The organism is Niallia sp. HCP3S3_B10, assembly GCF_052064465.1.
GTDB lineage: Bacteria > Bacillota > Bacilli > Bacillales > Cytobacillaceae > Niallia > Niallia hominis.
In genome coordinates this window covers 15,205-29,472 of the sequence record NZ_JBQHVO010000028.1, presented here as the reverse complement: position 1 = coordinate 29,472, position 14,268 = coordinate 15,205, and the positions used below count along the sequence as shown (strand labels likewise).

Below are 14,268 nucleotides of genomic sequence, written 5' to 3'. Positions count from 1 at the left end.
GAGGCTCAGCTTCCTCCCCGGCGCATCGTGCGTCTGTAGCGCAATGGAACGACTGAGTTTTTACACTTAACTATATTAAAAAACATAGATAACCATCATGAGAAAGTAGCTTTATTTAAGAGCTAAATTAAAGATTGTTCGTCTTTAAAGACTAGTTATTTAGTTTTGTCCCAGCCTCTTTTTGTCTTTAAAAAGAAAGGCAGAAAAATACTATAATAGATAATCTCTAAAGCCAAAGAATCTATAATTCTTTGGCTGAAATACGGATGTTTGAAGCTGTTTTTTTTGCTTATAAAAAGGCTCTAAATGTTCAAAAATATTTCATCAAATTCTTTTAAAAAAGGCTTGCAGGTTAAGAAGGATGAGAGTATGATAACAATGAATATTTCAGAAATTGAAATAATTTTGATAAGAAAAAGGATGATATAGGAATGATGGAATCAGAACAGACGAATTCAGAAAATGAAAGGCTAAGCATCAAGAATGGAGTTTACACAACGATAATTTTGAACATCTCTAATAACTATTTTCCACTCTTTGCAATAAGTGTTTTAGGAGCAACCAATTATCAAGTTGGTTTAATTAGCTCGCTTCCTCCATTTATTGGAATGTTTGCGATGATTATTGGTTCATTGATCATTAATCGGCTTCAGGAGAAGAAGATGTTTACCGTGTATTCTTTTTTAGCTGCAAGGCTTTTTTTAGTTGGTATTGCATTAGTCGTTTTTATACCTGATAAATATCAAGTAATCGTCTTTATTGTTTTGGTTGGGATCATGAATTTTCCTTTTTCCTTTGCGAATTTAAGCTGGCAGGCATTTATAGGGGACATTATTCAAGAAGATAGACGAAGTGGTTTTTTTAGCACAAGAAATAAAATGATGACTTTAATCGGGATGATCTCTACTTTTTTTATTGGCATATTTCTTCAATTTTTTGATAAAACAGATCCAATTCCTTTTGTTGGATTATATTTATTAGCTTTTGTATTAGGTTTGCTTGAAATAAATTATTTGAAGAAGCATGTGGAGCCCAAAAAGAAAGAATTGCCTAAAAAAAGGTCTACGCATTTTGGGATTTCTGTGTTTAGAAATAAAGCTTTTTTATATTTTATCATTAGCGCCTTGTTTTTTAATTTTGCATGGCAAATGTGTTGGACCTTGTTTAGTATCTATCAAATAAAATACGCTGGAGCTACAGGATTATGGATCAGTTTATTTGCCGTTGCTAATTCAATTGGTCAAATTATTAGTTTTAAATGGTGGGCAAGAATGGCAGATAAACATTCCAATGCAAAGATGCTAATCTTAGTATCGCTTGGAATGGCAATCGCCCCATTCATCACGATCTTTTCAACCAATCTTGTTTTTCTTGTAATAACGAATATATTTGCTGGATTATTTGTGTCAGGTACTGTCTTAATGCTATTTAATCAATTATTAGATGTGACAAATGAGGATAATCGCAGTTTATGTATTTCTAATTATAATATTTTACTTGCGTTTGTTGCTTTTATTGCGCCACAATTTGGTGTATTTCTTTTAGAAACAACGAATATTTATACAGCGATGAATATTTCTGGATTTTTACGAGCTTTTAGTGGGATATTTTTCTTTTTCCTCTATATATATTTAAAGAGGAGAGAAGGAGTTTCATTCAAACGCAAGATGGCAAAAATATAAATACACATAATAAATCCCATATCCGTAAAGGCTATGGGATGTCTATGCTTATTAAAGTGGAAAATTAATTCGGAATATGTTAAAATAAATGAATCTTTTAGTGATATCAATTTATCTTCAGGAAAATACATATAATTTATCTATTATAATGATATCACATAATTGTTCTGCTTGTCAAGATAATTGATTAGGGGTGTATGCAATATGAGTAATAAAGAAGCGAAAGAAAAGGTCCAGGAACAAAAGAGGATAGATTTTGTTCGCAAGGAAATCGACGATAAGTTGAATGTGATGGAAAAAGACATTCACAATATTGGCGGTGATGTTGGTCAATTACGTTCAACCTTTTGGGAGGATGTTACGGTAAACCTTGATGAACCAGATGATGTTATTGAAACCTTTACGAGTATAAAACAACAAGCAGAGCTCCTTGGAGAACGGGAACGAACTTATGGGCAAATTCATCAGCAACAAAAGGTTCTTCAAAAATTGAAGGATACTCCTTACTTTGGCAGAATTGATTTCGATGAGGAAGGGGAAGGCACAGAAGAAATATATATTGGCATTGCTTCTTTTATGGATAAAAAAAATGAGACATTTTATATCTATGATTGGCGAGCTCCTATTTCAAGTGTTTATTATGATTATTCGCCAGGACCAGCATCTTATGAAACGCCTGGTGGGAAAATTGAGGGTGATTTACTATTAAAAAGACAATTTATCATCCGAGACGGGAAGCTTATCAGTTTATTTGATACAGGAGTAACGATTGGTGATGAGCTATTGCTTGAAGTACTTGGCAATAATGCTAATTCCATGATGAAATCAATCGTTGCGACGATTCAAAAGGAACAGAATCAAATTATACGCAATGAAAAAAGCAGATACTTACTTGTGCAGGGCGTGGCAGGAAGCGGAAAAACATCTGCTGCATTGCAACGTGTAGCTTATTTGTTATACAAGCATCGTGATACATTGAAATCAGATAATATTATGCTATTTTCACCTAACCCATTATTTAATAGCTATGTGTCTACAGTCTTGCCGGAGCTTGGGGAAGAAAATATGCGCCAGTCTACTATTTATGAGTATTTACAATCACGAATTGGAAAATCTTTTCAAGTAGAGGATTCCTTTTCCCAATTAGAATATTTGTTAACGGAAACGGACTCACTAAAAAAAGAAAATAGATTAAAAAGTATACAGTTTAAAAGTAGTGAAGGGTTTAAAAAGCTTATTGATGAGTATTTAGATAATTTACATAAAGATGGTGTCGTATTTAAGGATATCGTATTTCAAAACAAAGTATTTATATCAAGTGAAGAATTGATGAGAAAATTTTATGAAATGGAGAGCCATATATCCATACCAAACCGAATGCAATTATTAATTGAATGGGCCCAAAAAGAAATGAAAAAGCATGCAAGAACCGAAAGAAAACAAGGTTGGGTTGATAACGAAATGGAGCTGTTGGATAAAGAGGAGTATTTGGAAGCATTTCATGCAGCTCATAAAGAAGAAGACTTCGACTATTTCGATCAAGAGGAAAAATTCTTGCGGAAAATTATTGTTAATAAGCACTTTAAATCTATCTATGCGGCTATTAAAAAAATGCGATTTATTGATGTTTCTGCTATGTATAAAGGGATTTTCGATTTAAGCTGTCCTGCACAATTAACAACGGACGAATGGAGAAGGATTGGCGAGCAAACCATCTTAAACCTGCAAAATAGAACACTTTCGTACGAAGATGCTACTCCTTTTGCGTATTTAAAGGATAAATTGGAAGGAAAAAAATCCACTTCGGGAATTCGTCAAGTATTTATTGATGAAGCACAAGATTATTCTGATTTTCAAATTAATTACTTAAAAGAGCTATTTCCTTATAGCAAAATGACGCTACTTGGCGACATTAATCAAGCAATATATGCCCACCAGCATAATGAGATTGTTGCTAATGGAAAAAAGGAAGATGTCGAAAGCATCGTTTTAATGAAAAGCTATCGTTCGACCAAGGAAATTGTGGAGTTTACAAGAGGCCTTGCTGTAAATGGAGACAAAATCGAACCTTTTAATCGTCATGGTGAAAAACCACATGTAGTAAGTGTAGGAGATTCGGCTAAGCAAATAGATGATTTATTAAAGCGAATCGAAGACTGGAAGGGTAATGGCTATAAAACAATTGCAGTTATTTGTAAAACGATTAAAGAAAGCAGTAAAGTATACGAAATGCTTAAAGAGAAAGTAGAAGCAAGATTTATTCAAAAGGGCACGACATCCTATGAAAAAGGCATTTCCGTTATCCCTGCTTATTTAGCTAAAGGAATCGAGTTTGATGGAGTGATTCTTTATAATGCATCAAGCTATAAGGGCGATTTAGAAAAGGAATTGTTTTACACAGCCTGCACAAGAGCCATGCATGGATTAGCTATGTATATAGAAGATGGAATTCTGAATCCATATTTTGAGTGGATAAAGGAAGATACTTATGAGTTAATTGATGGAAGATAATATTTTTCTAAAAAAAGATAGATGAATTTAAAAGTGGTTGGAAGTAATAAGTAAAACGGAGCAGCCGAAATACACGAACTCGATGTTTCGCGAAACAGGGGAGAGCCCCTGTGACAAAGTGTATTTTGGCTGCTGCTTTATTAGTAAGTAATTTTTTTGGTTTTCTTACCAGACTTCTGCAAGTTCAAACCAATAATGGCAAATAGTTTGTAAGCCTTTATCATAATTTTCTAAATGGAAATGTTCATTTGGGGCGTGGAAATTTTCATCTGGTAATCCAAATCCCATTAACACAACAGGCAGATTTAAAATTTGGTCAAATGCTGCAACAATTGGAATAGATCCACCACCACGCGTATAGGAAGTTGGCACCTTATACACTGTTTCATAAGCTTTGCCAGCTGCTTGTATCGCTTTATGATCAAATGGCGTAACAAAAGGAGTACCTTTATCAAATAATTGAACTGTTACATCTACACCCTTTGGTTTATGAGCCTCAATATGTTTCTCTAATAATGCAACTATTTCTTCAGGATCCTGAGCAGGCACAAGTCTACAGGTAATTTTTGCACTAGCTTCTGAAGGGATAACGGTTTTTACGCCAGTTCCTTGAAAGCCACCTTTTATTCCATTGATTTCAAGAGTAGGACGCACCCAAAGCCTTTCTAAAGTAGAAAATCCTTCTTCACCGAATAGAGTAGGGGAGCCACTTTGCTCGATGAAAGTGTCATCTGAAATTTGCAATGCTTTAAAGGCTTCCTTTTCATCTGGTGTTAAAGGTGTTACACGATCATAAAATCCTTCTACAGCAATTACTCCATTTTGATCGTGAAAGCTTGCTAATAGCCCGCTTATGGCAGCAATTGGATTTTGAATCGCTCCTCCAAATAATCCAGAATGAAGATCACTTCTTGGACCTTTAACATGAATTTCCATGCCACATAAACCACGAAGACCATAGCAAATGGTTGGTTTCCCTTGTTCTATCATCCCCGTATCGGAAATAACAATCACATCAGCACCTAATAACTCCTTGTTTTCTTCTACAAAGAGAGGAAGGGTAGGACTGCCAACTTCCTCTTCTCCTTCTATGCAAAATTTTATATTTACTGGAAGAGAACCATTTGTTTGAAGAATCCCTTCAATAGCTTTAATATGCATAAAAACCTGTCCCTTATCATCACTTGCACCTCTTGCATAGAGTTTCTCATCTCGTATTTCAGGTGAGAAAGGGGGAGTATCCCATAGTTCTAGTGGGTCGACTGGCTGTACATCATAGTGCCCATATACTAATACAGTAGGTTTTCCTTCTGCATGAAGCCAATCTGCATAAACAACTGGATTGCCTTTTGTTTGATAGATGGAAGCATTTTCTAAGCCTGCATTCGTAAGTGCCTGTACTAACCATTCAGCTGTTTTCTGTATATCTTCTTTATGCTCGGGGAGGGCACTGATACTTTCCAATGATAAGAAAGAAAATAATTCTTCCAAGTGGACATTTCGCTTCTCTTTTAAATAATCTTCAATCATTTTCATTTCTGTATTCCTCCAATTATTTCGATATGAAAAATAAATTCGTTATATAAAAAGAATATCCTCTTTTTTAGAAAATAAAATATATTGAAAAATCATAAATGATGATGTAAAATTACACCATTAGATGAAATTGTAAGAATTAAGGCTTGTTAAGAAGAAAGGATGCATGGAATGCAGAAGAATACGATTGCCATTTTTAATCGCATTTTGGAAATTTTATATACAAAGCAATACATATCATACGAAAGTTATATGGACATAACTGCTGGCTTTGAGCGGTATATAACAGATGAAGAGAAAAAGAAGGAGCTAGAAAAGGAAGGATTAGAAAAAAAACCTGTAAAAAAAGTAATTGTGAAAAAGCAGCCTGTAAAGGAAAAGAAAAAGTATACTGCTGAACAGCTCCGTGAACGAAATATAGGGGTGATGCTTTATTTAGGAGTAGCACTACTGCTAATAGGCGGGTTAGTCGTTGCGACTAGTAATTGGGACTCTATGCCAGGATGGATGAAAGCAGTATCGATCTTTTTTGTTTCGATTTTATTTTTTGGGGTTGGTTTATTATCGAAAAAAATTATCAAAATTGATCATACTGCATTTGCTTTCTTTCTCCTTGGGAGTCTTTTTTTGCCAATAGGATTTGTTTCCGTCAGCTTTTTTCAGCTAGCAGGGGACTATCTTTCTATGCATGGTGAAGGTCGATTTTTATTAGGGGTAATAGCTGGATTGGTATTATTCCCAATCTATACTGCTCTAGCTGTTTATTTAAAGTCTGGTCTATATAAAATCCTGACCATTGGGACAATAACTGGAACGCTTGCTTTTCTCTTTGCTTTCCTCCCGTTAGCTCAAGATGGATTCTTCTTTTTTATGATAATCTATCAATTTATATTGATATATGTTTTATTGAAGTGTCAGCATTTAAAATGGATACAATACTATCAGAAGGAACTGACACCAATTGTTCAACTACAGTTAATTTTAACTGCATTATTTATGACATTTCTATTTGATAGCAGTATGATAAATGGTTTTTATTATTTAGTAATCAGCAGTCTTTTCATGATGACCGTTGCGTTAACGAAACGAAAGCATGATCATTTTTTTATTACCATTGCAATTGCGTTTGGTCTTTATCGAATTTTCACCAATCCAATTCTTCAAGACTTATTACCAGTAGCTTTTGCTTGCTTTAGTATTCTCCTTCTCTTTTTTGTGTTTATCTTAAAAGAGAAGCTGGAATGGGGAAAAGTTTGGGAGTTTACAAGCTTTGTCATTGCACTTGCCACTTTTTTCGTAACTATTGTATTTTATGGGGAACTTTTTCTCGAAGGCAGTATGTATTTAGTGTTTGCTTATCTCTTACTGGCCGTTGAATTTCTTCTTTTAACGAAAAAACTAACATATTCGTTTATTCGTTATTTGCCAGTTCTTTTTTTGAACCTAGCTTTATGGAATATAGCTGTATTGTTTTCGTTAATAAACGATGTTGATAGCTTATTCCTTGTAATCTATGGAATAAATATAGTGCTATTATTTCTGTTAGGCATATTTAATAAGTGGCATTATTTACAAGATATTAGAAAGGAATCTACCATCTATAATGTATCCTGGATGGTGTTAATAGCCTTTTTATCAACAGCAATTTTTATTGGAAAGTGGTATATTCCTGTCATGATAGGAGGAATAGCATTAAGTCTATATTTAGGAAGGCGCTTGATAAGAAATAAAACGCATAACCAACTCCTTTCCTATCTCATTCCGATTACTGTTTTTGGTGTTTATTTTACGACTGCAGAGACATTCAGCTTTATACAAGAACAAGGACTATCGTTATCGATTGCGATAGGAAGTATATTCACCGTCATAACTGGAAGTTTGTATGAAAGACTGGATAAGAACATGGGAAGGATTGGTTATTATATTGGTCAAATCTTGTACGGCTTTGGATTGCTTCTAATTCTTGAATATTTCACATTAAACAAATGGGTCACAACTGGAATGTATTTAGTAGCAATCCTTGTTTTTTACGATTTATATCGAAAAATAAAAAACAATCTTATCGCATGGCTAATTGGTATTGTTAGTTTGATTAGCTATTTAACCCTTGTTGGTTCTATTTGGAACAGTGATACATTTCTTTTTGAAACGCTTATGAAGTATGGATGGATTGGCCTGTTTATTATTGCGTTAGGGCTAAAACATACATCATTTAAGCTTCCATTCCTAACGATTTCCCATGTGTATATTATTGGAAGTATGGTCATTGATCGTTTATTTATAGGAAGTGATTCCTTCCTTCCGTTTATCTATTTGTTCATTGTTTATAGCATAAGTATCTATTTAGTTGCGAATAAATATGTGAAAATGGCTTTTCGATATGGTAGCTATCTATCTAGTTATCTCTTTCTAGCGACAATTATCTCATTTGATTTTGCAGGAGGAAATTCGTATCAACTTGCATTTATGGTACTGTCAATTGTTTTATTTGGTTTGTACTTTCTAACACAGAATAAGGTAGGGCTTCTTTACTTTTTTCTACCATTTAGTGTATTAGGGATTATTTCTTGGCTGTTTGCTTACCCATTTTCGACGGTCAGTTATTTTGTAATCCTACTATATATTATGATTGTGCTGCTTGTAATTCATTTGGAGAAACTGCATTTATTCTCCATTGGAGGAGTTGTCTTCCTGCTTATCAATAATGAAATATTGATGTATGCAAAGGAGTTTATCCCATTTGATCGTTATGTATTTACTTGTGTTTGGGGAGTATTGTTTTTGTTTATAAGTACGACAGTCTACTCGTCCATATTGAAGTGGAAGGAAGATGGGGAAAAATGGATTGATTTTTATCTAATTGGTAGTATCCTTTCTACAATATCGTTATTTGGAGTGGAAACAACCTTTAATTGGGATATTATAATACCAGGATTGTTCCTTTCTTTTCTAGCTTATTTGCAAATTAAACGAGTTAAAAAAGAAATCGAATGGATACCTAAACTTGTAAGCATATATTTGTTGCTCGTTCCGTATTATTCGTTTCTAATGATTATTACTATCAAAGAATATATTGTGACAGAGTTAGTTGTATTGCCTTGGATAATCATGGTGATTGCTACAAAGAAAATAATAAGTAAGCTAATGGCATTACACTATATTGAATGGGGAGTTATCGTTATTGTAGCTCTTATATTAGCTATTGATGGATATATTTCCCATACTATCTATGATGCGATAATCTTAGGTGGTCTTGCTATTTTGTCCATTCTCTCTGGTTTTTACTTCCGGTATAAATCCTATTTCTTTGTTGGCATTGGTGTACTTGTTCTCAATGTTTTGTTACAAACAAGACCATATTGGGGGAATTTCCCATGGTGGGTGTATTTATTAATTGCTGGGTCCATTCTCATTGCGATTGCAAGTATTTACGAAATGCAAAAACAAGGGAAGCAGCCTTTAGCTATTACAAAGCTCCTTGATTGGAAAAATAGATTACTGCTATTTTTAAAAACATGGAAATAATATAATGGCCTGGACGGTTAAAAGTTCAGGCCTATTTGTTTACTAGAGTAATTGTATTTATTAATTCAGCGGTAACAATATATCTCTTCGGTGCATTTCCAATAAAGGCAAAAGGATAACATGTGGTTAAGGTAAGAATTGGTCTGGATTTAGGGGTTAGAATGGTTGAATCATTTGAATCTACAATGGAGAATTTTGTAACTTTATATTCATAATCATTTTCTCTTGTTTCGAGAATTAATGAATCATTCTTTTCTAAATCCTTAAGGAATCTGAAAAAAGTATCACGATGTCCAGACAGTACAATATTATTGTTTTCGCCAGGTAGAGCACTTTTTCGATAGTGACCCGCACCTTTTTCTAAAATTTTTGCACTTGTCCCTTCATAGACGGGAATAGACTTCTTCGTATTAGGGACAATGATTGCTCCAATTGTTTCACCTGGTTGTACCTGTCTTAAATTGGATAAGGCCATTTGTCTGCTGGGCTGAAAAACTGGTTGCTCTATAATGGCATTAATCTTCCAATAGCTAGAAAGAGAATAGAAAACCATTATCAATCCTATCGATAGGAAGAAAACTCCAATTTTATTGGGCTTATTCATAAGATGGTTTCCTAAAGGTTAATAACACGCCTATTAGTACAAGCATGTATCCAATACATAGGATGACAGGGAGCGGTGATGCTGTATTTGGAAGCTGTGCTGCATAGAGAGTAGCTAAACCTTTTGTTACTTCGGTCAATTCTACCATTTTATCTACTGCATCGACAGAGGAAACCATGTCTGGTGACACAATGGCATCTCCAATTAACTTATTGTTGGTGTCATATAATTCAATTGCAACGGTTGTATCCATTTGTTTATTAAAAAGATCACTTAGTGCAAGCTCTTTTCTTTTCCCATTATCATCAATACTTATTAGTACAGGCTTCATAGCTGTTGTGGTAAAAAAATCTTGCCAAAAATGAGTTAACGCTGCATTTTCTTTATCACTAATCTCGCTTTCTTGGTCTATTTCTTGGAATCGATTTAAATTTTCTTTCCATTCCACGACTTTTGCTGCGAGTAAGGTAGGGCTTTGTTTATTTAAGTGCCCGTAAAATTGCTGTTTTTCTGTGTCGTCAAACCCGATATTCTCAAGAAACTCTTCTAATTGCAGCATTTTCTCTTCATGATTTTTATAAAAATCAATGGCAACCTCTAAATCTTCTAAAAACCAAAAATTCTCTACTGTTTCATGATAGCCTGCCAATAAGATATCTAATTCTTCTCTTGTCATCGAATTTTGAATAAGCAGTTCTTCCAGATTTGTAGGAGTGATAGGGGTGCCCAGCTGTTTTTCTAATAAATGTATATTATCAAAATCATTAACGTTTAATCCTTTAAATGTTAAATATTCTTCTAAATCATCTGTAGTCCAACCTAGTTTACTAGCTAAAGTCTCTATTTCTTTTTCACTTGGAGAAGCGAATGCAGGTGTTGCTTGCATGCATACTCCTAAGAAAAGAAGAAGAGAAGGAAGAATTTTTTTCATTAAGACAAGTCACCTCCATAATTCTATTGGTAGTGTTTGTCATTTTATGAAAATAATACGTGAATAGGAAAATTTATTTTGGGAGGAAGTGGAGGATAGGGCTGATGAGCAGTGGGGTATGATTGGAAAAACTAATATATGATTCAAAGCATGATAGAAGATATATTGTCCGGTCGTCAGTGCCCAAAGCGAGAGCACAGCATTCTAAAGGCAACAGAAGGATAGCCTAAAACATCCAAAAATGGGAGCGTTAGAGTTAGAGGATAAAAGACAAAAACTTAACTCGATAATAATTAGGCTATCCATCCATTCCAATCATCTTTACGAATCCATTTTAATCGTTCTACCAGGGGTGAATTTTGCTACTTCATCTAACTTATTTTCTTTTGCTGAAATATGGCTTGGAGTAATTTTATAAATAGCTGTTTTACTCCCCAATGCCGAGACATATCTTTCTAAATGAGATTTAGCGAGCGGTTTCTCATAATATCCAGGTACATACTTATTTAGCATTGCCTGCATGACATCACGGCTTTCATTGATATTCTCAAGCAGTGTAACTTCTCCGAAGACTATAACACTCATATAGGCAGTATCTACTTTAGCTGGTATGGGATTGCTCATCACGCCTCTTGCTTCACTGACAGTAAAGCAAGCATGGTTATTTTTAAGGATAATCCGCGTTTTTCTGCCTTCACTGGCACCGTGAAAGTATAAACATTCATGGAACCAAACATAATTTAATGGAATAACATATGGAACATTTTCATCCACTAATCCAAGATGCCCTATATTTGTTTTATGTAAAAAATCATTAATTTTTTCCTTGTCTGTCACTTCCATCGTTGATTGTCGCATCGCATTCATTATTTATTCCATCCCTTCCTTGTATTGTTTCTATATTTTAAAATATAAATAGTCATTTCAATAGGAACAGTTTAAGATAATTTTATAGGTACAAATTTAAATAGCATCGAAAAATAGGGGGAAGAACGTGAATATTGCGATTCATTTGCATAAAGATAAGAAGGAGCCTGTATACATACAGTTGTATCACTATTTTAAACAGGAGATTTTGACAGGGAAAATAGAAGCTGGGACAAAGCTACCGTCGATTCGCTATTTAGCGAGTTTCTTGCATATTAGCAAAAATACAGTGATTGATGCATACCAACAATTATGGATGGAAGGATATGTGGAGAGCAAGGAGAAAAGTGGCTATACGGTTGTTGCATTACCTAGCTATGAATATACAGCACAGCAACAGAAAAAAGTAGTTGCAAAAAGTCCAGAGACGGGTACAAATGCTTGTATAGACTTTCATTATGGAGATATTGATGGGGTTAATTTCCCTCTAAACGGTTGGAAGAAGACGATTAAAGCCGTCATGGAGGACAATCAGACCCACTGGATGAAGTATGGCAATAAACAAGGAGAATTAGCATTAAGAGAAGAATTGGTTGGGTATTTATATAGATCTCGGGGCATTCAAACTACTGCTGACAATCTTGTCATTACGGCAGGGACAGAACATTTAATTCATCTAGTGCTATCTCTTATGGAAGATAAGTCCTTATTTATTGGGATGGAAGAGCCAGGATATGATGGAGTACGAAATGTATTTATGGAAAGGGGAATCCCGATTCAATCAATACCTGTTTTAGAAGAGGACGGGCATGACTTGTCGGCACTTCTAAACAGTGCATGTAACCTTACATATGTTACCCCTTCTCATCAATTTCCGATAGGGAAGATTATGCCTATTGGAAAACGTATAGAGCTATTAAAATGGGCAGAAAGAAGAGATGGCTATATTTTAGAAGATGATTATGACAGTGAGTTCCGTTTTCAAGGAGCGCCAATTCCAAGCATGAAAGCCATTGATCAACAGGATCGAGTCATTTATTTAGGGACATTTTCAAAGGCTTTTTTGCCATCTCTACGAATAAGCTATATGATTTTACCAGACGTGTTGCTTGAAAAATGGAAAGAAAAAAGGAGGCCTGATTCACAAGCAAGCTCTCCACTTTTACAGCAGGCATTGGCAAGCTTTATTCATAACGGAGATTTTGAACGCCATATTAAGCGAATGCGCAAGGTATATGAAAGAAAATATGTGTTCTTAGTCCAATGCATAAAGGAATATATGGGAGAGCAAGTGCAAGTAATTGGGGAGAAGGCTGGTTTACATTTACTTATCCGTATTCCAAATAAAGAAGATAGATTTCTTGAAGAAGCAGAAAGAATAGGGATTAAAATTTATACAACGGAATCTTATTATACAGAGAAAAAAGACAGATATCCTTTTTTACTAGGTTTTGGGGGATTGGAAGAAAAGGAAATAAAAGAAGGAATACAACGATTAGCACGTGCTTTATTTACATAAGGGAGGAATAGTTTTGGTTTCCGTAATAACGTTTATTATTGGGATAATAGTTGCTTTTTTTACTTTCTTTCTATTGGACAACTATTTTTCATTTCCTGTCACTCTGAATATATTAATTTGTTATATTATAGTCCTAATCATCATGTACTTAACAACATTGATTAGTGTTAACGCAACGAGAAATATAAATAAATTGGAAAAGCTATTTAAAAAAAATAGAAAGCATCCCTATTACAGCTTTGTTTATGCGATAAGCAATAAAGACGATAAAAGGGTGATTACGAGCTATCGGAAACTGATAAAACAGAAAAAGTATCAGTCTCAGTATGCTCTTTTCACGATTATATTTTCTCTTTATTTTGATAAGACGTTATATCTTGGGGAAGAGGTAGAGAAAATAAAGAAATCAGAACAAAAGCTGTACTATCGAACATTGATTTTTATTAAAGAAAATAAATTAGCAGAAGCTAATAAGTCGATGAAAGCGATAAAGAAAAAATGGATGAAAGAAGCACTATTAGCAGAAATTGCGTTAAAAAATGGGGAAGAGGACATTGCGAAAAGGCATGCTAAAAGTGCTTTAAAGCATACAAAAGGCATCCAATATTATACATTGTTAAAAACATATGAAAGGGAATTATCTTTATAGATTTTGAATTGGGACAGAAGATGATTGCAAATAGTTCTGTTGCTTTTCTTTCTGAATGAAAATTTCAAGAATTTGATTTGTGTATACAGCATGTATTGGATTTTGAGTTATAGCAATCGGAAAATCAATTGTTCTCCTCTTTTTCTCAGAAGAAATCGAATCTTGAAGGAATGCCTTAATAATTAGGAGATTTTTTTCAACTGAAATATGAATATCGCCTGCCCGGCAATTTGGTAAAAATGCTTCGACAATATACTCCTTCTCTGTTTCATATACATCAATGCGAAATTCTGCTTCATCTAATACGGAAGTAAGTGGATCAAGAAAATGATTTTTAAACCATTCATCCATTAAATGAATCCAGTTATCATCATTCATATTAAGTCCTCCTTAGTATATGTAGCATATTCTAAAGAGGGGGAAAGAGTGACGGAGAATCTACAA

The 14,268-nt window shown here is 34.2% G+C and carries 10 protein-coding genes; 5 read left to right on the top strand and 5 right to left on the bottom strand.

Annotation, left to right across the window (positions count from 1 at the left end; translation table 11 throughout):
- Positions 1 to 431: 431 nt before the first annotated feature.
- Positions 432 to 1,682: an MFS transporter gene (locus tag ACTNDN_RS13415; protein ID WP_031537612.1), complete on the top strand. Its 1,251-nt coding sequence runs from the start codon at positions 432 to 434 to the stop codon at positions 1,680 to 1,682.
- Between the two features lie 204 nt (positions 1,683 to 1,886).
- Positions 1,887 to 4,193: an RNA polymerase recycling motor HelD gene (gene helD / locus ACTNDN_RS13410; RefSeq protein WP_031537614.1), complete on the top strand. Its 2,307-nt coding sequence runs from the start codon at positions 1,887 to 1,889 to the stop codon at positions 4,191 to 4,193.
- Between the two features lie 165 nt (positions 4,194 to 4,358).
- Here the strand turns inward: helD and ACTNDN_RS13405 are convergent, their stop codons facing one another.
- Positions 4,359 to 5,729 carry a dipeptidase gene (locus ACTNDN_RS13405; protein WP_441131312.1) on the bottom strand — a complete coding sequence of 457 codons (1,371 nt, stop codon included), beginning with the start codon at positions 5,727 to 5,729 and terminating at the stop codon, positions 4,359 to 4,361.
- Positions 5,730 to 5,900: 171 nt separating this feature from the next.
- Between ACTNDN_RS13405 and ACTNDN_RS13400 the strand changes: the two genes are divergently transcribed.
- Positions 5,901 to 9,254, top strand: coding sequence for a hypothetical protein (locus tag ACTNDN_RS13400; RefSeq protein WP_235249424.1), 3,354 nt, complete (start codon positions 5,901 to 5,903; stop codon positions 9,252 to 9,254).
- A 31-nt stretch (positions 9,255 to 9,285) separates the two neighbouring features.
- Here the strand turns inward: ACTNDN_RS13400 and ACTNDN_RS13395 are convergent, their stop codons facing one another.
- From ACTNDN_RS13395 to ACTNDN_RS13385, 3 genes are all read right to left on the bottom strand, one after another.
- Positions 9,286 to 9,858 carry a class D sortase gene (locus tag ACTNDN_RS13395; protein ID WP_235249415.1) on the bottom strand — a complete coding sequence of 191 codons (573 nt, stop codon included), beginning with the start codon at positions 9,856 to 9,858 and terminating at the stop codon, positions 9,286 to 9,288.
- Positions 9,851 to 10,789 (bottom strand): processed acidic surface protein, encoded by a 939-nt coding sequence (locus ACTNDN_RS13390; RefSeq protein ID WP_441131311.1) that lies wholly within the window; start codon positions 10,787 to 10,789, stop codon positions 9,851 to 9,853. Before ACTNDN_RS13390 ends, ACTNDN_RS13395 begins: the two co-directional genes overlap by 8 nt.
- A gap of 321 nt (positions 10,790 to 11,110) precedes the next feature.
- Positions 11,111 to 11,656, bottom strand: a complete 546-nt coding sequence (locus ACTNDN_RS13385; RefSeq protein ID WP_031537619.1) for a pyridoxamine 5'-phosphate oxidase family protein — start codon at positions 11,654 to 11,656, stop codon at positions 11,111 to 11,113.
- A 127-nt stretch (positions 11,657 to 11,783) separates the two neighbouring features.
- On the opposite strand from ACTNDN_RS13385, the gene pdxR reads away from it, so the two are divergent.
- Both pdxR and ACTNDN_RS13375 read left to right on the top strand, forming a co-directional pair.
- Positions 11,784 to 13,175 carry a MocR-like pyridoxine biosynthesis transcription factor PdxR gene (pdxR, locus tag ACTNDN_RS13380; protein ID WP_235249393.1) on the top strand — a complete coding sequence of 464 codons (1,392 nt, stop codon included), beginning with the start codon at positions 11,784 to 11,786 and terminating at the stop codon, positions 13,173 to 13,175.
- 13 nt (positions 13,176 to 13,188) lie between these two features.
- Complete coding sequence (locus ACTNDN_RS13375) at positions 13,189 to 13,824, top strand: hypothetical protein (RefSeq protein ID WP_031537623.1); 636 nt, start codon at positions 13,189 to 13,191, stop codon at positions 13,822 to 13,824.
- Here the strand turns inward: ACTNDN_RS13375 and ACTNDN_RS13370 are convergent.
- Entirely contained in the window at positions 13,819 to 14,202 is a 384-nt protein-coding gene (locus tag ACTNDN_RS13370; protein ID WP_441131310.1) for an Hsp20/alpha crystallin family protein, read from the bottom strand. The two genes, ACTNDN_RS13375 and ACTNDN_RS13370, sit on opposite strands and share 6 nt — an antisense overlap.
- Positions 14,203 to 14,268 lie beyond the last annotated feature (66 nt).

Coding starts and splice junctions, on each gene's coding strand:
- ACTNDN_RS13415 (WP_031537612.1), top strand. CDS start 432: ATGATGGAATCAGAACAGACGAATTCAGAAAATGAAAGGCTAAGCATC.
- helD (WP_031537614.1), top strand. CDS start 1,887: ATGAGTAATAAAGAAGCGAAAGAAAAGGTCCAGGAACAAAAGAGGATA.
- ACTNDN_RS13405 (WP_441131312.1), bottom strand. CDS start 5,729: ATGAAAATGATTGAAGATTATTTAAAAGAGAAGCGAAATGTCCACTTG.
- ACTNDN_RS13400 (WP_235249424.1), top strand. CDS start 5,901: ATGCAGAAGAATACGATTGCCATTTTTAATCGCATTTTGGAAATTTTA.
- ACTNDN_RS13395 (WP_235249415.1), bottom strand. CDS start 9,858: ATGAATAAGCCCAATAAAATTGGAGTTTTCTTCCTATCGATAGGATTG.
- ACTNDN_RS13390 (WP_441131311.1), bottom strand. CDS start 10,789: ATGAAAAAAATTCTTCCTTCTCTTCTTCTTTTCTTAGGAGTATGCATG.
- ACTNDN_RS13385 (WP_031537619.1), bottom strand. CDS start 11,656: ATGAATGCGATGCGACAATCAACGATGGAAGTGACAGACAAGGAAAAA.
- ACTNDN_RS13370 (WP_441131310.1), bottom strand. CDS start 14,202: ATGAATGATGATAACTGGATTCATTTAATGGATGAATGGTTTAAAAAT.